The organism is Rubeoparvulum massiliense (genome assembly GCF_001049895.1).
GTDB lineage: Bacteria > Bacillota > Bacilli > Rubeoparvulales > Rubeoparvulaceae > Rubeoparvulum > Rubeoparvulum massiliense.
Genome location: NZ_CVPE01000005.1, coordinates 387,656 through 410,646 on the forward strand (window position 1 = coordinate 387,656; position 22,991 = coordinate 410,646).

Below are 22,991 nucleotides of genomic sequence, written 5' to 3' on the forward strand. Positions count from 1 at the left end.
TAACGTAATGGGGTTACAAATGAGATACAGAGCGTAAGCTCTCGACTATTTGAGTCGTATGAATACTTGGTAGAGCAGACGTGCTGCTTCTCCACGTGTAGCCTCTTTCTTCGGCTGTAAGGTCTCCTTGATGTGGGAAAGATATCCACCTTGGTAGACCTCTTTCACCGCAGGTAGGGCCCAGGTTGCGATCTTCCCTTGATCCGAGAAGGATAGCTTCACCTGATCAACGTCTGTGTTCTGTAATAGATTCTTCTGCTGCAGGGCTCGTTGCAAGAAGAGAATCATCTCCTCTGTGGTCACTTGCTTATTCGGGAGGAATTGACCAGTCTCATAGCCTTTGGCAATTCCATGCTGCACGGCATAGCGCACAGCAGGGGTCGCCCAGGTGGGAATCTCATCGCTGAATTGAAGCAAAGGATCCTCTCCAGTGTTCTGATCATTTAGTTCCCAGTTTAGAAGGCGTCCCAGCAGTGTTAGCCATTGCGCACGTGTCAATGAGGCGTCTGGCGCAAATTGCTCCTTGCTTACACCTTGGATATAGCCATGAATCGCTAGCTGATAAGCTGCATTCTTCGCTGGATTACCCTTTAGATCCGTGAAGTAGACAGGATGATCCTGATAGTAGGGCATATAGAGTCCTGGCTTGCTAATGGTAAATTGGAAAGCCCCTTCTTTGCCAGCTACTTTTGCATAATCCCCTGCAACCACTGCCCAGCTACCATCCGTCTTACGCTCCAGTAAGCCTACACCTTTACCACTGACCCATTTATTGGGCTGCAACTGAATGGTAATGGCTTGGGGTAGGTTCTCTTCCTTCCCATCTACATAGAAGCCATAATCTGCTGTGACGTAGCCTGGAACTGAGGTCATGGCTGCAGATTGTGGTGTAATGGTCAATGGTGCATTCAGCTTACCATCTCGGATCACTGATGCTATTAGTTCTTCCCCTAATGCGAGATGCGCTGCCTTACCATCCCAGCCAGCAGGTAGGGTAATGGGAACTACATCCTCTAACAGCGTATAAGGGTGGAAGAGACTCACTTCATCCAAATAGATGGTGCCCTTGAGGCTTTGTCCTGTTATTTTCGGGTCATATACGAGATAGAGACTCTCTAAAGCAACGGGGTAGGAAATCTCCCCAGGTAACCAGCCTACCACCTTCTGCCACCCATTCCAGTCTATCGAATTACTCAGATCTACATAATGGACCTTGCCGCTGGCATCACGGACACTGGCCCGTAACCAAAGCTGACTCTCGTCCCCCTTCACCCAGACACCAAGGCCTAACGGCTGCCCTGGCATGGTAACAGGCTTATCTCCCAGCATTCCATAGGCAATGCTTACATCTGCTGGGTTGGCTTGCGTAAAATCATAGCTCAATACAGTCCCTTGACGGGTACGGAATAGCTCAGTATGCTCCTTCGTTGTTGTAAATGCACCTGTTACATGGTAACCTTCCCCAGTGGAATAGGCTTTAAAATGAGGACTACGTAGGTTATCCATGGTTAGCCATGGTAGCTCTGCAGAGCCTACATGGACAGGAACTGCAGCTTGGAAGCCATCGATGGAGGCGATCAAGCGGCCTTTTCCACTAGCACTTCCAGCATAGAAAATGGATTGGTTCTCCTCCACCTTCACCGTACCAATATTCCCTTCTACACGCCAATTTACCTGCTGGGGAGTCGCCTTGAGGATCCGACCATTCTTTAAGACGATTTCCACATGAAGGGGAAGACTCCCTTGTTCTACTACATAGATTGGATCTGGTTGAATCTGTAGACGAGCAATATCCTTCCCACCTAGTACTGTAATCTGTTTTTTCCCTTCGATACCATTGATCTGTGCTGAGATGGTCATGGTTCCACTCTGTTTCGGTGTGAAACGATTGCCATCCCACGTTCCTTCACCTTGAGAATGGGACCAGGTAATCTCTTCATTGCTGGCTGTATATGGATGATAATGCTCATCATAGCCCTTGATTTGGAAGGCGGCTTGCTCCCCAATGAAGACTGCTTCAGGACCCATCACTTTGAAGCCTGCGAGGGCGCCCTTAGGAGCAGTATTAAAAATCCCGAGGGCCGTTGGTACTGCCCGTAAACCACCGTATTTTGTATTATTGATCAAGGTCGCTTGGGTCTCTGCTAAGCGCTGAGCTGCTAACGTGGTAGAGCCTCCACCATCAAAATTTACTGCCTGATAGCTTCCAAGATCAAACATGAGCTGAGCGAGCTCTTCCATGGTGAGACCTCGACTGTATTTGCTTCCCTCTACTGTAACGAGGAGAAGGCGCTTGCCATCCTGACTGACTCCTACCGCGGTACGAGGCTGCTTACCATCCACACGCGGCAAGATCTTACTCACCACTTGACCATCCTTCACGAGCTGAGCATGGCCACCTACTGCTTGCTGAAGCTGACTTAAATCATAGGGAGTTACCGCATAATCTACATGAATTTCATCTCCCATATGTACATGAGTGAGAAGAAACTGTGCTGCAACGCCTTGCCCCCATAGGACAAAACCATTGGATGGAATCATGGCTCCTTCTTGATTTTGTCGGATATCGATCACATAGCCATCTTCAACCACCACTTCCACTACCTGGCTGTGATACTCTTTGGTAATGCCTAAGCTTTTTTTACCAAAATCGGGTGTATACATGTTGAGTTGATTCACGTGGCTTGTCCCTTGGGTGGGATAATACTCTTCCTTATTCACACCACGGAGGGAGAAGGTAGCTCCATCCTGTGCTGTGACATGTCCTTGAAAGCCGAATTGGCTAATGATCGCTTGACGATCCGTGGTGATACCTAAGCTAGCCCACCCGCTTAGAAAGCCCATGGAGCTGACAAGCTCGCTATCACGGACAACCATCCCAAAGGGAAGTCCCTTTTGATCCATGCGGAAAAAGTCAGCATTGACTGCAGCAATGGCTCCCTCTTCCCGTGCCATCTGAACCACATTCTGTTTCTGTGTTAGCTGATGATCCGTTCCGTAGAGCGGTTTTACTTCCACATAGGGGTTATTCAAATCAACGGTGGTGACATAAACCAATGTCTTATTGTTATTCTCTGCTGGCCAAACCTTCTCATAGGCCGTTAACACGGTTCCTTCACCAATCGTTTCTTGCCATCTTACCTGCAAATCCTTAAATGAAGATGGTGCACTGGTTTGCGCCCAAAGCATCAGTGGACTCTGCAGGATCAGCATACTGATGCTAAGTAGCATAGCCACATAGCGTGCACCCTTGGTTAGCGCTTGTCGCTTCATCGTTGCGTTCCTCTCCCTTACTAGCCTATCTCTCTATCATTGATTCATTTTTATAGACGTAGGGGAGCTTTATTTGTTTCGATAGAGATGCGATGAAAGAAAAAAGATGTCGAGGTTGGGATAACCTTGACATCTTTCCATTTTGTTTTCATGCGTTTCATATTAATAAGTAAAAGGCTCTGGCGGTTGGGAACGCCGGCCAAAGTAATGAAGAATGGCTTCCACAATACGTTGGGAGGCTTGCCCATCTCCATACGGATTCGCGGCTTGCGCCATGGCTTCATAGGCCTTGGGATCATGGAGGAGGCGTTCAGCCTCTGCAACGATCCGCTCTGATTCCGTTCCTATCAGCTTCAATGTACCTGCTTCTACCCCCTCAGGACGCTCGGTGGTGTTGCGAAGAACCAGTACTGGAACACCTAAAGATGGAGCCTCTTCCTGAAGACCACCGGAATCTGTCAATATGAGCGTGGCACGGGCCTGCAGATTATGGAAGGTTAATACATCCATGGGTTCAACAAGATGTACCCGCTCCACATCCGCTAACATCTCCAGAGCCACCTCGCGAACATTGGGATTGAGGTGGAGGGGATAGAGAACATGAAGATCAGGGTTCTGTTGTATCAATTGGCGAACCGCTTCAAAGATATTGCGCATCGGTTGACCAAAGTTCTCTCGGCGATGGGCCGTCAATAGGAGCAAGCGACCATTTCCTACCTCATGCAGGATGGGATGGTCAAAATCCTTGGTAACCGTTGTCTTCAGGGCATCGATGACGGTATTACCCGTCACATAAATCTGTGCTGGTGCTTTGCCTTCTTGGAGAAGATTCGCCGCTGCTTCCTTGGTAGGAGCAAAGTGCAAATCCGCAATTACTCCTGTAAGCTGACGATTCATCTCCTCAGGAAATGGGGAGTACTTATTATGTGCCCGTAAGCCTGCCTCCACATGACCCACTGGCACCTTATGATAGAAGGCAGCTAATGCAGCCACGAAGCTGGTGGTCGTATCACCATGAACTAAGACCAGATCTGGTTGCTCATCAATCAGCACCTTCTCTAACGCATTCAAAGCATTCACAGTAATTTCAGCCAAGCTTTGGCGTGGTTGCATGATATCACAGTCAACGTCCGGTTTGATCTGAAAGGAATCAAGCATCTGGTCAAGCATCTCACGCTGCTGTGCAGTAACACAGACTCTCGATTCGATCTCCTCTGGATACTGAGCCAGATGGGCGATCAACGGTGCCATCTTAATGGTATCCGGACGCGTACCAAAGATGGAGAGCACCTTAATTGGAGCTTTCACAATGTTCTCTCCCTTCACTTCGTTCCAAAAAGACGGTCACCGGCATCTCCTAGACCAGGAACGATGTAGCCATGCTCATTCAGCTTTTCATCAATGGCTGCTACATAGAGAGGAACATCGGGATGAGCCGCATTTAATGCCTCAATGCCTTCTGGTGCAGCGATTAGGCACATTAATTTAATGTGACTTGCGCCGCGCTCTTTCAAGCTTTGAATGGCCGCAATGGCGGAACCACCTGTAGCGAGCATTGGATCGATCACGATAAATTCGCGTTCTTCAATATCCGATGGTAATTTCACATAGTATTCAACGGGCTTCAATGTTTTAGGATCCCGATAGAGCCCAATATGTCCTACCTTTGCTGCTGGGATCAAGCGAAGAATTCCATCGGTCATCCCTAAGCCTGCACGGAGAATCGGTACTAATCCTACCTTCTTTCCAGAAATCATCTTACAAGTAGCTGTACGGATCGGTGTCTTAATCTCTACCTCTTCCAGTGGAAGGTCACGGGTAATCTCATACGCCATCAGCATCGCTACTTCATTGACTAATTCTCGAAATTCCTTCGTCCCTGTTTTTTCATCACGAATATAGCTCAATTTGTGCTGAATAAGGGGATGGTCAAAGACATATACATTGCTGTTCATGATTATGTACCTCCTGTCGATTCGTCTGCATCTTGACCATTATAGCAAAACTGTCTCTCTCCCTGCTAGAAAGTTTCCAGATTTATTATCAAGTCTTTGTTATCCGATTTGATGATGGGGATAAAGTGGGAAGCGAGCGCAGAGAGCTGCTACCTGCTCAGATGCTGCTTGCAATTTTGCTTCATCATTCGGATTTTTCAAGACCTTATTCATGATATCGGCAATTTCAACCATTTCTGCTTCCTTCAAGCCACGGGTGGTTAGTGCTGGTGTACCGATCCGAATTCCGCTGGTGATGAATGGACTTTCTGGATCAAAGGGGATGGTGTTTTTATTGCAGGTAATCCCGATCTCATCCATCAATTTCTCAGCATCTTTCCCTGTAATGTGGTGGTTACGTAAATCCATGAGGATCAGATGATTATCCGTTCCACCAGAAACCAGCGTGAACCCACGGGCCACTAATGCCTCAGCCAAGGCTTTCCCGTTTTTCACAACCTGTGTACTGTATTCCTTAAAGGCAGGCTGTAAGGCTTCACCAAAAGCAATGGCCTTCGCTGCGATAATGTGCATGAGCGGACCACCTTGAATACCTGGGAAGATGGCTTTATCGATGGCTTTCGCATATTCTGCCTTACAAAGAATGAGTCCACCACGAGGTCCCCGTAATGTTTTATGTGTCGTAGAGGTAACAAAGTCGGCATAAGGAACAGGACTTGGATGTAATCCCGTTGCAACCAAGCCAGCGATATGTGCCATATCTACCATTAAATAGGCTCCAACCTCATCAGCAATCGCACGCATCTTCGGGAAATCAATGATCCGTGGATATGCGCTGGCCCCAGCTACGATCAGCTTGGGATGATGTTCCAAGGCCTTCTGACGCACGTCCTCATAGTCGATTCGTTCTGTTTCATGATCAACACCGTAATCCACGAAGTGATAGAGCATCCCAGAGAAATTCACAGGACTACCATGGGTAAGGTGACCGCCATGGCTAAGATTCATTCCTAACACAGTATCGCCAGGCTTCAGCACAGCATGATAGACTGCCATATTGGCTTGTGCACCACTATGAGGCTGCACATTCGCATGCTCTGCACCAAATAATGCTTTGGCCCGATCCCGTGCAATATTCTCTACAATGTCTACATATTCACAGCCACCATAGTAACGACGTGCTGGATAACCTTCTGCATACTTATTGGTTAATACACTCCCCATTGCTTCTAGAACGGCATCGCTCACAAAATTCTCCGATGCAATCATCTCTAGTTTATTCCGTTGTCTTTGTAGTTCAAGGCTCATTGCCTCTGCAACTTCTGGGTCTTGCTTAACGACATGTTCCATGATGGTCCCCCTCTATTTTTTTGTTTGCCTCTTCTCTCGTATAGACTGCTCGTGTGCCACCGATTAGCTTCGGCCTTGTTTTTGCCATGGTTACGTGTGCAGCACCGATCTCCTTCACATTGATTCGTACTGGCACAGCCACTCTTCGTAAATGCATGCCGATCAAGGTGTCACCAATATCCATCCCTGCATCAGCGAGAATCGTCTCCACCAGTACAGGATCCTCCATCTGACGGTATGCAGCTGCTGCCATGGAGCCGCCCGCTCCTGGAATAGGGATCGCTGAAACCAGTTCGAGATTATGTTCTATTGCTACATGACGCTCTACCACCAGCGCTCGGTTCAAATGCTCACAGCACTGAAAAGCAAGGTCAAAGCCCTTCTCTTGCTGAAGTTTCTGAAGCTCTTGGTAAATCACCTGGGCCACTTCATTGCTCCAACCGCTCCCAATCCGGTTGCCCATCACTTCACTGGTACTGCAGCCTACCACAAATACTTGTCCCTTCGTTAAGGGAGCCTGTTGCATAAATTCCGTCACTGCTTGGTTCACACTGGTGGCTATCTGGTTGAAAAACACCTCGTCCATGCTGTGTCGCCTCCATCTATCCCTGCTCTGTTTCCAACTGTGTGATCTTATCTAGACGACGCTGATGGCGTCCTCCTTCAAACTCAGTGCCTAGCCAAATATCCACAATCTTTAAGGCTAAGCCTGAACCAATAACACGTGCACCCATGGCAAGCATATTACTGTCATTGTGTTGGCGTGTTGCTTCTGCTGTAAAGCAATCATGTACAAGTGCACAGCGGATCCCCTTCACCTTGTTGGCAGTAATGGACATGCCAATTCCAGTTCCGCAAACAAGAATCCCTCGTTCCGCCTCGCCTCGTGCTACCATTTCAGCAGCTGGGTGGGCATAGTCAGGATAATCAACAGAGAGCGTGCCATCTGTCCCCACATCCACCACTTCGTAGCCTTGTTTCAGCAGATGCTGCTTAATCTCTTCTTTTAGTTGAAAGCCTCCATGGTCTGCTCCTACGACAATTTTCAACGCGAATCCCCCTTTCTTCATATCAATCTACGCCATTTCTAATGGTTTGACCATAGGGATGGATACTTATTCTACATATCCGATCTGAAATTTATTAATGTGAGAACGTAAACGTTCTGTCTGTTGCTGCATCGCCTGCGTAGCAGCGGCAATCTGTTGAATTAATGCAGATTGCTCCTCTGTGGTGGCAGTCATCTCTTCGGTTTGCGCAGAAGTCTCTTCAGCAACCTGGGCCACCTCGTGAGTAGCCTCCTTCGCATGACTTAGAGCCACCATCTGCTGCGTCACCATTTCTGCCACACCGGAGACAGATTCTACAACAAGGTGAATGGAGTGAGAGATCTCCTGGATCGCTTGATTGGTGCTCTCACCACGTTCCGCTTCAACCTGGGCTGCTTTTACCTGTTGCGTGATTTGGGTAACTGCATTCTTCACCTGCTGTTGAATCTCTTGGATCAACTGATTGATCTGAGCAACTGCTTGAACACTCTGATCAGCCAATTTTCGAACCTCTTCTGCCACCACGGTGAAGCCTCGGCCATGCTCGCCAGCACGGGCTGCTTCAATGGAAGCATTAAGCGCAAGAAGGTTGGTCTGCTCAGCAATATCCCCTACCACCATGGAGATATCACCGATCTGAATCGCATGCTGCTCTAATTGATTGACGACACCAAGGGATGTTTGGTTGGAGGTGGCTAACTGTTGAATCCCTGTAACCAGTTGCCCGATCACCAGAGAACTACGCTCTAATGATTCCACCATCTCTGTTGATAATTGCACAGAGGTGTTCACCTGCTGATGCATCTCTTCACCCTGTTGAGTGATGTTATAAATGGTACTAGACATGGAAGCAAGTGTTTCTGCTTGCGATTCAGCTCCGAGGGCAATTTGCTCTGTGCTACCACTCATCTCCTCTGCTGCCTTGGCTGCTTCTGTCGTGGCAATGGTTAGCTCATCCACCTGTTGATTGGTTTGCTGAAAGGTATCATTAATATCCTTGACCATAGTACGTAAGCTGTTTAGCATGGTTTGAAACGAGCTGGTCAATGCCTGCATTTCATCCTGTGTTGATGGAACAACCACCTCAACAGAGAGATCGCCTAGAGCTGCTGTATGGGTATTCTCCTCCAAGTCCAATAAAGGCTTGGTGATGACCCGCGCCACTACCCACCCTAATAGTCCTGACCAAAAAAGGGCAGAAGTGACTGTAAAGATTATTAGGGCTACTTCACCGCCTAGTAGCTGATGAAGCCAATCATCAATAACATACAGACAAATCATTGTGGCTGAGTAGGTACAGAGGGAGAGAAAAATGATCCCTCCTACTATTTTTTTTACCATACTGCGTTTATACTGCTTCCTTCGCAGATCGGGCTTCAAGCTCTGCCAGATCTGCTCAAATTGATTACCTATACCTAATCGTTTCATTCTATCTTACTCTCCCCATTCTCATTGGTTAAATTCTCCTTAAAGTCAGCAACCAGTTTATCGATACATGCTTCCATCTGTTGTGTCACTTGAAGGTAGAGATTAAGATCACCGCCAAAGGGATCGATGATGTCTAAGGCGTTCATTTCCACCTCGTCCTTCAAGGCATATTCCAGTAATGTATAGGTCTTCTGTTGTGCAAAAGGATACTGGGAGCTTATGACCATCTTATGGTTGGCTGTCATGGTGAGAATGAGGTCAGCCCAGATTACTAACTCTTCTGTAAGTACTTGTGACTGATGATTGATCTCCAGATTACGACGCTCCAGTATAATGGACGAATTCACCGAGAGAGGTAAACCATTCATCGTAGCAATGCCTGCTGACTTCACCTGGATGTTTAAGCTTGCTTGGCGAGCTTTTTCCCGTAAAAGAATCTCAGCTGTAGGACTTCGGCACGTGTTTCCTGTACAGATAAATAAGACATTCACATTATTCAGCCTCCTAATCCATCTCAAAACGACGTTGGCACGCTCCAATTACCTAGTACTTTTCTTGGTGTATTTCTATTATTGTACCAATATTTTCGTAATTCAACAGTAGTTTTTCATCCGAAAAGGACACGGAGGCCAAAGAAAAACAGGATGAGCCCACCAAAAATATCACCATAGCCACCCATCAGATGACCTAGCCTCCTCCCCATCCAAAGACCTATCGCCGTGAAAACCATGGCAGTTCCCCCAAATGCGAAGATGGTAAAGAGAAGATGGTGACTAAAAAGGCCAAAGGAAATGCCTGCCGATAGGGCATCGATGCTTACGCTTAAGGAGAATAGAATAATTCCTGTTCCACGGATAGAGACCCAGGCATTCTCATCATCTGATAAAAGGGCATGCCAGATCATCTGAATCCCTAAATAGAGTAGCAGCCCTCCTCCGATCCATTGGGCCACCTCTCCCATAAGTAAACTGAGAAACTTCCCGATCACAATCCCTGTCAATGGCATGCTCACATGAAAAAAACCGATTATCAGGCTGATATATAAAATCATCCGCAGTCGCATGGGACGCATTCCCATGCCAATTGCGATGGAAAAGGCATCTAAGGCTAGAGCCATAGCGACGAGCTCAATGCTAATCCATTCGCTCCATACTACCTGAAGGTTCGAAAACATAAACAACCCCCTCCCCCTTGTCTAACTTTATGCAGGGGGAAGAGGGTTGATAACCGTACTCTTCCGGTTCAATTATTGATTCTTATGTTGATAATAGCGACCACCAGCCGCTTTATGAAGCCGATTCATAATGGCTAGTCCGATGCCTTGGCGGGGGAAGGTTCTACTGAGAATAATATCGACGGAGACAGCGTCAAACTGGCGGAGTCCGTGGAATAATTGGTGAGCCACTTCCTCAAGATGATTACGGCTACCACAGCGAACTAAGCAGGTTACAGGAAGATCAGCCAATAAGCTACTCTCTTCATCCACGGTTAATACACCAACTCGTTTGCCTGTATTCACCTGCTCCATAATGGCAGCTCGCATCTTCTCGACGGCCTCATCCCCTTTACCTTCAATGAGATAAAGAGGAGCATGTGGTGCATAATGTCGATACTTCATCCCTGGTGCGCGAGCAGGCTGACTTTGATCCTGCAAGCCTGGATCCAGTCGTACCTCGCCGATCATCGCCTGTAATTCTTCTTGGCTAACACCACCTGGTCGCAGAATAACAGGTGGATCGAGGGTAACATCAAGAACGGTAGATTCCACACCGACGCCTGTCTCTCCTCCATCGAGAATCAAGGGTATACGACCTTGGAGATCCTCCCAAACATGCTGAGCGGTGGTGGGACTTGGTCGACCAGAGCGATTGGCGCTGGGAGCAGCAATGGGAGTATTGGCTGCTTCAATTAATGCACGGGCAATGGGATGATCGGGCATCCTGACACCTACTGTCTCTAAACCTGCTGTCACTTCAGGAGCAAGGCCTGCTTTGGCTGGTAGGATAAAGGTAATTGGTCCGGGCCAAAACGCCTCCATCAGTTTCCTTGCTTTATCAGGCACGGCGTAAGCCACATCTTGCAATTGATCCAACTGAGCGATGTGGACAATGAGTGGATTATCAGAGGGACGTCCTTTGGCAGCGTAGATCTTCCTCACTGCTTCGCTATGCGTCGCATCTGCACCTAGGCCATAGACGGTTTCTGTAGGAAATGCCACCACCTCGCCCTCTTGAATCCAACGAGCTGCTTCTTGGAGATGTGCATAAATATCAACATTATCCACAGACTTATCCACAATGTATATTTTCGTATCAAATTGTGCCATAGCGTGAATACTCCTTTAATTATCGAAGTTTCTACTCCATTTCATAGAACAATAGACCTGTGCGATGATTTTTTATGTGGATAACTACAGGATGATTGTGAATAAGTACCCTCAGGCAAACAAGCCTTGGATAAACTGAAAGAGCTTGATCAGCCAATCGATAAGAAAGAAACGGATCACCACGCCTTCCTGCTCAACTGCACCTTCTGCTACCTCAGTCCCTGGCGTTGTCTCCGCAGTGGTCACATCCACAAAGCAGAGGGGTGGAAACAACACACACCACCAATTCTCCCCTTTTCCTTCACCGATGGTAATCCTTACCGCTTCATACTCTCCTGCAGGGTAGTATTGATTTCCATATACCTTATCAGGAAAGGGCACCTCTGCTAGCTCTACAGAGAAAGCATAATCATAGCCCTGAGCATGAATTGTTTCTCTCACTACCTGTTCGATCTCTGCAAGATGAAGATCCACATAGTCACGAGCTGATTCTACACCTGTCCATTCTAAATCCCAAGTAGTAACAAGGGCAATCACTTGATCACGAACCTGCCGCTTTAATAATTGATCGAAGGGATGGTCACTATTGGCGAGAATACGCATCCGTATGGCTTCGTCTGGGATCTCTGTACCCCATAGAATCGCAGCCTCTGTCCGTTGATACTCCCATTGTGAAACCAATACGAATAAAAGGCCAATGATCAAACCCCAGCGTTTCATCTTCTCCTACCCCTTCTCTATGAATCTCATTATTTACTCACTAGGTATAGTATGGGCGATTTAAGAGATTCTTATACTCGGAGATTGCTAGAGTTGAAGGAGCATATTCGATTCAGTTATGCACATCCCTTGTTGATAAACTTAAGAATAGAAGGCAATGACATGGCGTAAAATCCCTTGAAAGTCTTCAATCATTGCTGTCTGCTTCGCACCATGAGCATGAAAAAGTGCCTCCACTGCTTCGCCTTGGCCAGCTCCCACTTCCATGGCGACCCAGCCTTCTGGCTGTAATACCTCTGGTAAGAAGGGAGCTGTTTGCTCATAAAAAACTAAACCGGTCTCACCACCATCTAGCGCCAAGCGTGGTTCATATTCTCTTACCTTCTTAGCCAAGGTGGCAATCTCGGCAGAAGCAATATAGGGTGGATTGGATAGTAGCATGCCCACCTTGATGCCTGCTGTTTGGAGCGGCATGATCCCATCCCCCTCCAGCCAGGTAATTCGTGATTCAACTCCGAGCTTGGTAGCATTGCGCTGAGCATATTGTAAGGCACGAGGAGAGAGATCTACAGCAATCACTTGAACTTCAGGGAGATGATAGGCCAGTGTAACTGCAATAGCCCCACTACCTGTACCAATGTCGGCAATGGTGGAGACAGGGTGTTGATAGTAGCGCTTCAATGCAGCATCTACCAAAAGCTCCGTCTCTGGTCGGGGAATTAAACATCCTTCTCCTACATCAAAGGAGAGGCCGTAGAAATCCACATGGCCGATAATGTATTGAATCGGCTCCCCAGCAATACGACGCTGTAGCCAGCTCTCAAGCTGTTGCTCCAATGGAACTGCAAACGGATCGAGCCAATGGGTAAACAGAGTAGCCCGATCCCAGCCATGTAGCTCCCTGACGAGGATCTCAGCCTCCAACGCTGCTTCGTCTACTCCATGCTGTTGTAAAAAAAGAGAAGCCCGGCGTTGGGCCTCTTGTATGGTGAATGACATCATCTTTCTCTCCTTAGGCACTCTTGATTATGCGTGCGCCTTCATCCGTTCTGTTTGGTCATGTAGAATTAAGGCATCAATAATTTCATCCAATTCGCCATTGAGTACCATTTCAAGCTTATGCAGGGTTAATCCAATCCGATGATCGGTCACACGGCTCTGTGGATAATTGTACGTCCGGATCCGCTCACTGCGATCCCCTGTTCCAACAGCGGATTTCCTCACCTGATCATACTCTGCTTGCGCTTCTTGCTGATACTTATCATATAGACGCGCACGCAAAACCCGCATTGCCTTCTCCTTATTTTTGATCTGGGATTTTTCATCCTGACAGGAGACGACGATCCCAGTAGGAATGTGGGTAAGACGAACGGCAGATTGGGTGGTGTTTACACTCTGTCCACCTGGTCCACTGGAGCAGAATAGATCGATGCGGACATCGTTCTCATTAATCTCCACTTCTACTTCTTCCGCTTCTGGAAGAACAGCAACTGTTGCAGTGGAGGTGTGAATACGTCCTCCTGACTCAGTAGAAGGAATCCGTTGCACACGATGGGCACCACTCTCATATTTCAAGCGGCTATAGGCTCCTTTGCCCATCACCGAAAAAATCACTTCTTTGAAGCCACCTAGTTCAGTATAGTTGGCTTCCATGATCTCTGTCTTGTAACCATGGAGCTCGGCATACCGCGTGTACATCCGATACAGTGCTCCTGCAAATAATGCTGCTTCATCTCCACCTGCAGCACCACGGATCTCCACAATGACGTTCTTATCGTCGTTGGGGTCTTTGGGAAGGAGAAGAATCTTCAATTTCTCTTGAAGTTTTTCTGCTTGCTCAGATAATTCATCAATTTCCATTTTCACCATTTCCCGCATCTCGGCATCCAGTTTTTCACCGAGTAGGGATTTAGCATCCTGCAGTTGTTGGGCAACATCCTTATATTGACGATATACCTGAACAGTTTCATCAAGATCAGACTGTTCTTTGGAGTAGGTGCGCAACTTCTGGGGATCCGAAACAATATTGGGATCACAAAGGAGTTGATTTAACTCCTCAAAACGTTGCTCCACTTGCTCTAAACGTTCTAACATCATTTTCACCTCATTCTAATGAAGGCTGCATAACATTTTAATTATAGTGGAAGATATACTTATGTAGCAAGAGATTGTAAAAGAACCAATGGTTCACGAAACGGAACCATTGGTTATAAGCTCATGATTTATCTTATAAATCCATTTTATCGATTCATGTTACTGATACCATTTGTGTTGCTTCGCGTATCTACATTGGTACCAGGGGCATTGTAGCGAGGGGCGTTGATCATGTTCCCAATTCGATTTCCTACACGCTCTGGTGTGTTGATGATTCGATTAAACATGCCCTTGTCTGACATGATTTGATAACGAACATTGGGATCATGCCTTTTTACAACACGACGAACCTCATTCTCAATTCGTTTCGCCTGATTATTGTTAATCTGACCTTGGATGTCTACATTAATATATGCCGTATTGCCACGAAGGTAAACCTGAGCATCATCTACCCCACGAACACGACTCGCTAAACGGGCAAGATGTTCAGCCTTCCGATTTTGGGCATTGAGATTATCCATCATCCCCGTTGTACCTACTCGGCCATTACGCCCTACATTGTTACCATCGTACGAGGTATTATTATACGGCGGTGCTATGTTGGGATTCTGGGTGAGATTGGGGGGGCTACCTACTGGGGTACGATAGTGTAGCTGATCTCGTGTTGGATTAGCTGGATAAGTAACCCTACCATATGGTGTCATGGGTGTTGTGTTGCCTGCATATCGATTCCCATCATAGGTGACTTGATTAGGCCGATTCTGATAATTATCCACTGCACCCTGGTTCGTGCTACAACCTGCAACAATCGCCATGGTTAATGCCATCAATACAAGCAATGAACCTTTGATTCTTTTCAATAAAACCACCTCCTTAGGCCTTATGATATCCTGCAGAGGTGATTTTATTTTCTTAAGCTTTATCCTTTCCCGGCACTTGATGGCAATGACGGCAACGAGCTTCATAAGTTTCTGATGCTCCCACCATAATAACCGGGTCGTTATAATTGGCTGGCTCACCATTGATCAAGCGCTGTGGTCTTGTTCCAGGATTGCCGCAGACCACACAGATGGCTTGAAGCTTGGTTACATATTCTGCACGTGCCATAATTTCCGGCGTTGGACCAAATGGTTCCCCACGGAAGTCTAAATCAAGTCCTGCAACAATGACCCGTTTTCCCTCATTGGCCAGTTGTTCAATAACTTGGATGATCTCTTTCTCAAAGAATTGAACTTCATCAATACCAACCACATCGATTTCGGGTCCAACCTGCTTGAGGATCTCCTGTGCTGATGTGACTGGGATCGCTTCTACTGTAAAACCATTGTGGGATACGACTGAGGTTTCACTGTAACGATTATCCAACTGTGGCTTGAAAACCACTGCTCGCTGTTTTCCGTACTTGGCACGGCGAATACGGCGGATCAGTTCTTCGCTTTTCCCTGAAAACATACAGCCCGCAATACACTCAACCCAACCTTCACGTTTCATAAAATGAATCATTGCGCTCTCCACTCTATTCCCTCTTATTATATGTATGATGGTATCAGAACTGCTTGTCCAATTAAATGAAATTGATCTCAATATAGAAACAACAGGGGGAATTTCCTCCTGTTGTTAAGCTGAGATCTGCCAACGAGAAGATCGTCAGCACTCATATTATTCCAGATTATATTTTTTCTTAAAGCGATCAACGCGTCCGCCAGCATCAACAAATTTTTGCTTACCAGTATAGAAAGGATGGCATGCGGAACAAATTTCCACGCGTAAATCCTCTTTTACTGAACCAGTTTCAAATGTGTTTCCACAGGCACAAGTAACTGTAGCTTTTTTATAATTTGGATGAATACCTTGCTTCATCGAACCTCACCTCACTTTGCCCTGAATCGAGACGAAACAGAGTTTTTACACATGAGGGAATTATAGCATGTTCATTCCTGACTCGCAAGATCAACGTTGGGAGAAGGCAAAAAAAGGATTGGGTTGAGGGGTTGATGCTGGTAACGGATCTCAAAATGGAGATGAACGCCTGTACTATCCCCTGTCTTTCCCATTTTTCCTAGCTCTTCACCCACGTCCACCCAAGCTCCCTGTTGAACTTGAATGGCACTTAAGTGGGCATAATAGGTAACCCAGTTCTCGTCATGTTGAAGGATGACTGTATTCCCATACCCAGCATGCCATCCTGCGGAGATCACTGTGCCACCTGCTGCTGCCTTAATGGCAGTCTGCGCCTTCGATTCATTCCATAGATCAATACCATAATGCATGCGACCATTACGCATGCCATAAAAGCTTGTGATCTGACCTGTTACAGGCCATTGAAGAGAAGGAGCCAACTTCTTTAACTCGTCCATACTGACGACCTGACGCTCTCCATTACGATGGATCGTAATGGAATTGGGTAGCACTTGATAGGAGCGCTTGGTTTGCCAGTGTTTCACCGGAGGAGGCGCAGGAAGATATAATTTTTGCCCGGGCTGAAGCTGTAATTGAAGACTGATTAATTCAGGATTAAGCTGTAATACATCTTCAATATCAAAGCCTTTTTCCTCCAATATTTGTGTCAATGTCTCCGTTCCTTCTACCTCATAAACTTGAACACGCCTGGGAATATATAGCCATTCACCCACTGATAATCCAACAGAGGCGGGCAGATCATTGGCCTGCAATAAATCGTTTAAGGTAATGGAATAACGCTTGGCAAGACGATACAGTGAATCTCCTTGGTTCACTTGATAATAGAAGTAAATGACATCTTCTGTGACAACAGGCTCCTCTTTAGTCACCGTTGAGGCAATACGTACACTTCTTTTTTTATCAAACCTAGGATCCTCCAGCTCATCTTCATCGCCACTTTCCTTTTTTCCTGCTTGGTTTCCTTCATCCTGTTGGAGCAATTCGTCACGTACCTGATGAAGGGGATTCTGAATTTGCAGTACTGGTAAGGATGATGTTCCATGCATGGGTTGCCCTTCACCGACGAAAACAAGCTGGCTGCTTGGTTGTGGGACAACCAGAGTGGGCAAGACGGCGGAAGAGAGGAGCATAGCACGAAAACCGTTCATCTTACAAACACCTCCTGCATGGGTAGGGTTTTATAAGATATGCCAAATCTAAAAAAAATATGCCGTAAAAACGGCATAGAGATTCATTAATTAGGAAGCACTAAAAAAATTCTTCAGCAAATTAGCTTCTGCCTGCTTCCCAGTGGGAATATTATCCAAAAAATCTTGATTGGTCTTCGTCATTTTTAATTTACGAATAAAGGCATCCACAAATTCAGGTGATTCATTCATGGCGCGGCGTAGAACCCACAGCTTCTCCAATTCATCCTTATTGAGGAGAAGCTCCTCTTTCCGCGTACTGGATCGGCGGATATCGATGGCTGGGAAAATCCGCCGCTCTGCTAATTGACGAGAAAGATGTAACTCCATATTCCCTGTGCCTTTAAACTCTTCATAAATCACATCATCCATACGAGATCCCGTTTCAACAAGGGCTGTCGCTAAAATCGTAAGACTGCCACCTTCTTCGACATTGCGAGCAGCACCGAAGAAGCGCTTCGGACGATGGAAGGATGCAGGGTCAATCCCTCCAGATAATGTACGACCACTTGGCGGTACCACCAGGTTATAGGCACGGGCTAGTCGTGTAATACTATCCATGAGGATGATCACATCTTGATTGTGCTCCACTAAGCGTTTGGCTCGTTCCAATACCAGCTCTGCCACTTTAATGTGGTTCTCTGGTCCTTCATCAAAAGTAGAGCTAATCACTTCACCTGCCTCAATGGAACGTTGCATATCTGTTACTTCCTCTGGTCGCTCATCGATTAAGAGGACAAAAAGCTTCGCCTGCGGATGATTCTCCACAATGCTGTTCGCCACTTCCTTGAGCAACATCGTCTTCCCAGCTTTTGGTGGCGCAACAATTAAGCCCCGCTGCCCAAATCCAATCGGTGCAATTAAATCAATCACACGTGCAGAGAGATGTTCTGGTGATGTCTCAAGGACGATTTTTCGTTGAGGATAAAGGGGAGTAAGAGCTGGAAAATGAAGACGCTCTGATGATTTTTCTGGTGCCATGCCATTGACCGCTTCTACATAGAGAAGACTTAGGTAACGCTCATTCTCTTTTGGCGGCCGTACCTTCCCCGATACGCGGTCACCAATTCGAAGATCGAAACGGCGAATTTGTGATTGTGATATGTAAATATCATCATCACTTTGGGTGTAATTAACCGGTCGTAAAAATCCTCGACCATCTGGTAAAATATCCAGTACACCCTCCATAAACATATGTCCTTCTCGTTCTGCCTGTGCTTTTAAAATGGCAAAGATCAGTTCTTTCTTCTTCAAAGAGCTATAATAAGGAATTTGAAACTCTTTCGCTAGCTTGTATAAATCCTTTAAATTTTTGTCTTCCAAATTACTTAATTCAACCATCCGTTTTGTTTCATTCGACTTTGTTTCATTCGACGTTCTCACTGAATTCTGAGAAGACGATCCTGCTTGTTCAATCGTTCGTTCCATTCCGATGATTGTTCACCACACTTTTCATTTAATAGCCAATATAAAAAGGGAAAATAGAAAGTTGAAGAAATAGATGAATTTAACGGGGGGAAGGCATACCTAATCATCATCCATTATAGCTGATTGAAGTTGATTTTATTCCAGATCATGTCCAAAAAAGAACAGCGAACGAGGTAACTGTACCTGCTCGCTGTCTATTCTATCATTATTTTACGTTATTCGACAACCAGATTTGGCTTCTTATCCAAGCGGTGCTTGCCTTCTACGAAGCGAACAGTGCCTGATTTGGCACGAATAACAAGGGATTGGGTGAAAGCGGATTGACCCTGGAAGCGTACACCCTTTAGCAATTCGCCATCGGTGACACCCGTTGCAGCAAAGATGCAGTCATCACCCTTCACCATATCTTCAATGGTGAGGACCTTATTAATATCTTCGATGCCCATACGCTTACAGCGTGCTAATTGCTCTTCATTTTCTGGCATTAAGCGAGCCTGCATTTCGCCACCTAATCCCTTAAGGGCGACAGCAGCAATCACACCCTCTGGTGCGCCACCAATCCCGAAGAGAATATCAACACCCGTGTCATCAAAGGCTGTATTCAACGCAGCAGCCACATCCCCATCGGTGATTAAGCGGATCCGTGCACCTACTTCACGAATCTCCTTAATAATCTCCTCATGACGCGGACGGTCTAAGACAATGGCAGTAACCTCACTTACATCTTTACCAAGGGCTTTGGCTACACTTTGTAGGTTTTCTGTAACAGAACGATTGATATCGATGGCTCCAACTGCTTTTGGTCCTACTGCGATTTTATCCATATACATATCTGGTGCGTGAAGCAGATTGCCACGGTCTGCTACTGCTACAACAGCGATGGCCCCCCATGTTCCCTTTGCCACAATATTCGTACCTTCTAAGGGATCAACTGCTACATCCACGAAGGGAGCTTCACCGTTCCCTAAACGTTCTCCGATATAGAGCATGGGCGCTTCGTCCATCTCACCTTCGCCAATAACGACCACACCATCCATATGGATCGTGTCAAAAACAGTACGCATGGCGGTAGTCGCCGCATCATCCGCTTCATTCTTCAAACCTCTACCCATCCAACGGGCCGACTGTAATGCTGCAGCTTCAGTCACACGTACCAATTCCATCGATAAACTGCGTTCCACTTTTGTTCATCCCCTTATTAGTTTACGGTTCTATCTTTATTCTATTACTTCACGCCATACATCTGCACCTAATTCTTGCAACATTCCTTCAATATTTTCATAACCCCGATCAATATGCTCTACACCCATGATCTGAGTCACACCATGGCTCATTAATCCCGCCACAACCAAGCATGCACCGGCTCGCAGGTCCGTAGCTGTTACTTTTGCTGATTGGAGGGGGACGCTACCCTCAATGATGGCAGAACGCCCTTCTACCTTAATATTAGCACCCATTAAACGTAACTCATCAATATGCTTAAAGCGGGAACCATAAATAATATCCGTTACCATGCTCGTCCCTTCAGCCTTTAAAAGCAGGGCTGTCATCGGCTGTTGTAGATCAGTAGGAAAACCTGGATAGACCTGTGTTTTTACATCAATGGGCTGATAGCTATCCTTGCCGACAACACGGATCTGTTCCCCATTCTCTTCTACAACGGCCCCCATCTCACGTAATTTTGCAATCAGTGAGTCCACATGAGCAGGGATCACTTGATCGAGAATAATCTCACCACCACTAGCTGCTGCTGCAATCATTAATGTACCTGTCACAATGCGATCGGGAATGATGGAATGAACACAGCCATGTAGCTCCTCCACGCCCTCGATCCGAATCACATCGGTACCAACACCTTTTATTCGTGCACCCATGGCATTGAGTAAGGTGGCCACATCGATAATCTCTGGTTCTTTGGCAGCATTTTCGATGATGGTCTGCCCCTTCGCTAGGGTTGCAGCCAGCATAATATTGATGGTGGCACCAACACTGGCAATATCCAAATAAATACGGGCACCACGTAATTCATCCGCAACAAGATGCACTGCTCCATGCTCTACATGAACTTTAGCACCAAGTGCTTCAAAACCTTTCATATGAAGATCGATAGGTCGAGGGCCCAAATCACAGCCACCTGGTAAGCCGACAACACATCGTTTGAAACGGCCTAACAGGGCACCCATGAGATAATAGGATGCACGCATCTTTTTCACATTCCCATTGGGAATCTCGTGTAATGTAAGCTGACTGGTATCAACATGAAGGGTAGAACCTTCAAATGAGACTGTTGCACCTAATTCCTCCATGATATCCGTCCAACGCAACACATCACTGATGCGAGGTAAATTCTCGATGACACAAGGTGCACTGGCTAAGATGGTGGCAGGAATGAGGGCAACAGCACTGTTTTTTGCTCCACTCACTCGCATGGTTCCACGCAGTGGGCGTCCCCCACGAATCTTTAAACATTCCATTCCCGTCTTGCTCCTCTCAAATAACCCTGTTGACTATTGTACCACTTGTATATGGAGCCTGCCATATGGAGATAAAGGAATGTTCTCACTAATTTTATCAATCGATCCGGAAGTGATGTATGATCTCTTCTGTCTCTTTAATTAGATGATTCAAGGCAGTTGTTGATTGGGCGATCTCCTCCATTACTGCTAGCTGTTCCTGTACAAAGCTGGTTACCTCCTCCATATGAAGGGAGGATTCTACAGATTGCCTCGCTGTCTCTGCAATGGTATACTTCACATCTGTTGTTACGTCTGCAACGCCACTAATCGTACTAGCAATCTCTTCAATTTGCTGTACTATATTTTGAATTCCTGCATAGATGCTCATTAATACATCCGTAGCCTGGTGAAGAATCCTCTCTCCTTGCATGACCTCCGAAAGACCACGATTCATACCCACACTAGCCGCTTGCATATCCTCCTGCGTAACAGTGATAAGCTGACTGATCTCTTCTGTTGCACGTTGTGTTCCTTCAGCTAATGTTCGCACTTCCTGAGCCACCACTGCAAAACCACGACCATGCTCCCCTGCCCTTGCAGCCTCAATAGTTGCATTCAAGGCAAGTAAATTGGTTTGTGAGGAAATTTGGCTGATCACATTTACAATCTCGCCGATCTGTGCTGCTCGTTCTTCTAAATGACTCACGTATTGGGAAGAATCTTGCATCGTAGAACCTGCACGGGTCATCTGCTTCATGGCATGGTCGATCTCTTCCTGCCCTTGTACAGTAGAAGTATGAAGAGTCCGTGCCATCACTACGATCGCTTTGGTTGAACTAACCGCGGCATGTAGATCTCGTTCTACCCCTTCCATGCCACTTAGACTTTCTTGACTATAATTCTCCGCTTGCCTTGCATTGTGTGCCACCTCTTCAACACGTTCGACAATCTGCTGTGCTGCATTGCGCACTTGCTGAGTGGTGGAAGTCACCTCTTGTGAAAAGGCAAAAACCTCTTCGATCTGTTCTTGCATATGCTTCACAAGCTTTCTAAGTTTCTCTTTCATATCCTGGAATGATCTTGCCAAATCACCAATCTCATCACGGTTACCTTCTACCAGTTTGACATCAGTCAGGTTTCCAGTAGCCATCTCCTGCGTCGCTTTTTTCAATTGGCGAATCGGACGCGAGAGATGGTTGGCCATTAGAATGGAAAGGCTAATTGCAACCATGGTGATTAGAGTGGAAATAATCGCAATGAAGGTACGAGCATTCAACACCATTTGTCTGGTTTTTTCTAACTGCTTATCCACTTGCTCCATCTGAATTTCCCTCAGTTGATCTACTTCTTTCTGAAAGTCTGTGTCTATCCTCGCGCCTTCTGAACGAAGTAGCGTTAAGTAATTTTGATTGGCCTTCTTGGCAATTAAGGCATCAGAAATTACTTCACGGTATGCTGTGTATATCACATTTAGATTTTGAAGACCTTCCGCTTCCTGAGAAGAGCTAGTTACACCTAAATATTGCTTCTCTAATTCTTGATACTGCTGATGAAGTGGTTCTAAATTCTCATATAACTGCTCATCTCCTAAGACAATATAGGCAAAAACAGAGAGACGCTGTGTGTTCACATTCTTTGCTAGCGCCTCAATGATCCGTTGTTTTTCTACCTGTTCATGGAATAAACGATCATAGCTCTGATCGATCTCTTCTAATTTCCAATAATTATAAAGGGCAGAGCCACCCATGAGAATTAGGATGGCGAAGAAGCTGACGAGCATCTTATTCCTAACGCTGTTTATCATG

Annotated in this window: 21 protein-coding genes; all 21 read right to left on the reverse strand. The window is 46.4% G+C overall.

What is annotated here, in order from left to right:
• Positions 1–45: 45 nt before the first annotated feature.
• The 21 genes from BN1691_RS07050 to BN1691_RS07150 all read right to left on the reverse strand — a co-directional run bounded on the left by BN1691_RS07050 (position 46) and on the right by BN1691_RS07150 (position 22,990).
• On the reverse strand, positions 46–3,273 hold the full coding sequence (locus tag BN1691_RS07050; protein ID WP_048601506.1) for a phosphodiester glycosidase family protein: 3,228 nt from the start codon (positions 3,271–3,273) through the stop codon (positions 46–48).
• A gap of 162 nt (positions 3,274–3,435) precedes the next feature.
• Entirely contained in the window at positions 3,436–4,581 is a 1,146-nt protein-coding gene (wecB, locus tag BN1691_RS07055; protein ID WP_076850149.1) for a non-hydrolyzing UDP-N-acetylglucosamine 2-epimerase, read from the reverse strand.
• Positions 4,582–4,595: 14 nt separating this feature from the next.
• Positions 4,596–5,228, reverse strand: coding sequence for a uracil phosphoribosyltransferase (gene upp / locus BN1691_RS07060; protein WP_048601507.1), 633 nt, complete (start codon positions 5,226–5,228; stop codon positions 4,596–4,598).
• Between the two features lie 99 nt (positions 5,229–5,327).
• Positions 5,328–6,578 (reverse strand): serine hydroxymethyltransferase, encoded by a 1,251-nt coding sequence (gene glyA / locus BN1691_RS07065; protein ID WP_147545733.1) that lies wholly within the window; start codon positions 6,576–6,578, stop codon positions 5,328–5,330.
• Complete coding sequence (locus BN1691_RS07070; RefSeq protein ID WP_048601509.1) at positions 6,562–7,164, reverse strand: TIGR01440 family protein; 603 nt, start codon at positions 7,162–7,164, stop codon at positions 6,562–6,564. The genes glyA and BN1691_RS07070 overlap by 17 nt, the downstream gene beginning before the upstream one ends.
• A 16-nt stretch (positions 7,165–7,180) precedes the next feature.
• Positions 7,181–7,627 (reverse strand): ribose 5-phosphate isomerase B, encoded by a 447-nt coding sequence (gene rpiB, locus BN1691_RS07075; protein ID WP_048601510.1) that lies wholly within the window; start codon positions 7,625–7,627, stop codon positions 7,181–7,183.
• A gap of 66 nt (positions 7,628–7,693) precedes the next feature.
• A complete protein-coding gene (locus BN1691_RS07080; protein WP_048601511.1) occupies positions 7,694–9,055 on the reverse strand; it encodes a methyl-accepting chemotaxis protein in 1,362 nt (453 codons plus the stop codon).
• Positions 9,052–9,546, reverse strand: coding sequence for a low molecular weight protein arginine phosphatase (locus tag BN1691_RS07085; protein ID WP_231638360.1), 495 nt, complete (start codon positions 9,544–9,546; stop codon positions 9,052–9,054). The genes BN1691_RS07080 and BN1691_RS07085 overlap by 4 nt, the downstream gene beginning before the upstream one ends.
• A gap of 116 nt (positions 9,547–9,662) precedes the next feature.
• Positions 9,663–10,229: a manganese efflux pump MntP gene (locus BN1691_RS07090; RefSeq protein ID WP_048601512.1), complete on the reverse strand. Its 567-nt coding sequence runs from the start codon at positions 10,227–10,229 to the stop codon at positions 9,663–9,665.
• A gap of 72 nt (positions 10,230–10,301) precedes the next feature.
• The gene (locus BN1691_RS07095) at positions 10,302–11,381 is read right to left on the reverse strand and encodes an L-threonylcarbamoyladenylate synthase (protein ID WP_048601513.1); all 1,080 of its coding nucleotides are present in this window, start codon (positions 11,379–11,381) and stop codon (positions 10,302–10,304) included.
• Between the two features lie 111 nt (positions 11,382–11,492).
• Complete coding sequence (spoIIR, locus tag BN1691_RS07100; protein ID WP_053083721.1) at positions 11,493–12,101, reverse strand: stage II sporulation protein R; 609 nt, start codon at positions 12,099–12,101, stop codon at positions 11,493–11,495.
• A 141-nt stretch (positions 12,102–12,242) separates the two neighbouring features.
• A complete protein-coding gene (gene prmC / locus BN1691_RS07105; protein WP_048601514.1) occupies positions 12,243–13,100 on the reverse strand; it encodes a peptide chain release factor N(5)-glutamine methyltransferase in 858 nt (285 codons plus the stop codon).
• Positions 13,101–13,127: 27 nt separating this feature from the next.
• Positions 13,128–14,195, reverse strand: coding sequence for a peptide chain release factor 1 (gene prfA / locus BN1691_RS07110; RefSeq protein ID WP_048601515.1), 1,068 nt, complete (start codon positions 14,193–14,195; stop codon positions 13,128–13,130).
• A gap of 146 nt (positions 14,196–14,341) precedes the next feature.
• Complete coding sequence (locus tag BN1691_RS07115) at positions 14,342–15,055, reverse strand: YhcN/YlaJ family sporulation lipoprotein (RefSeq protein WP_048601516.1); 714 nt, start codon at positions 15,053–15,055, stop codon at positions 14,342–14,344.
• 52 nt (positions 15,056–15,107) lie between these two features.
• The gene (locus BN1691_RS07120; RefSeq protein ID WP_048601692.1) at positions 15,108–15,695 is read right to left on the reverse strand and encodes a thymidine kinase; all 588 of its coding nucleotides are present in this window, start codon (positions 15,693–15,695) and stop codon (positions 15,108–15,110) included.
• 159 nt (positions 15,696–15,854) lie between these two features.
• Entirely contained in the window at positions 15,855–16,055 is a 201-nt protein-coding gene (gene rpmE, locus BN1691_RS07125) for a 50S ribosomal protein L31 (RefSeq protein ID WP_048601517.1), read from the reverse strand.
• Positions 16,056–16,126: 71 nt separating this feature from the next.
• A complete protein-coding gene (locus tag BN1691_RS07130; RefSeq protein WP_048601518.1) occupies positions 16,127–17,263 on the reverse strand; it encodes a M23 family metallopeptidase in 1,137 nt (378 codons plus the stop codon).
• A gap of 90 nt (positions 17,264–17,353) precedes the next feature.
• Positions 17,354–18,643 carry a transcription termination factor Rho gene (gene rho / locus BN1691_RS07135; protein WP_048601693.1) on the reverse strand — a complete coding sequence of 430 codons (1,290 nt, stop codon included), beginning with the start codon at positions 18,641–18,643 and terminating at the stop codon, positions 17,354–17,356.
• Between the two features lie 302 nt (positions 18,644–18,945).
• A complete protein-coding gene (glpX, locus tag BN1691_RS07140) occupies positions 18,946–19,911 on the reverse strand; it encodes a class II fructose-bisphosphatase (RefSeq protein ID WP_048601519.1) in 966 nt (321 codons plus the stop codon).
• Positions 19,912–19,947: 36 nt separating this feature from the next.
• Positions 19,948–21,204: a UDP-N-acetylglucosamine 1-carboxyvinyltransferase gene (locus BN1691_RS07145; protein ID WP_048601520.1), complete on the reverse strand. Its 1,257-nt coding sequence runs from the start codon at positions 21,202–21,204 to the stop codon at positions 19,948–19,950.
• Positions 21,205–21,301: 97 nt separating this feature from the next.
• Positions 21,302–22,990, reverse strand: a complete 1,689-nt coding sequence (locus tag BN1691_RS07150) for a methyl-accepting chemotaxis protein (RefSeq protein WP_082147058.1) — start codon at positions 22,988–22,990, stop codon at positions 21,302–21,304.
• Position 22,991 lies beyond the last annotated feature (1 nt).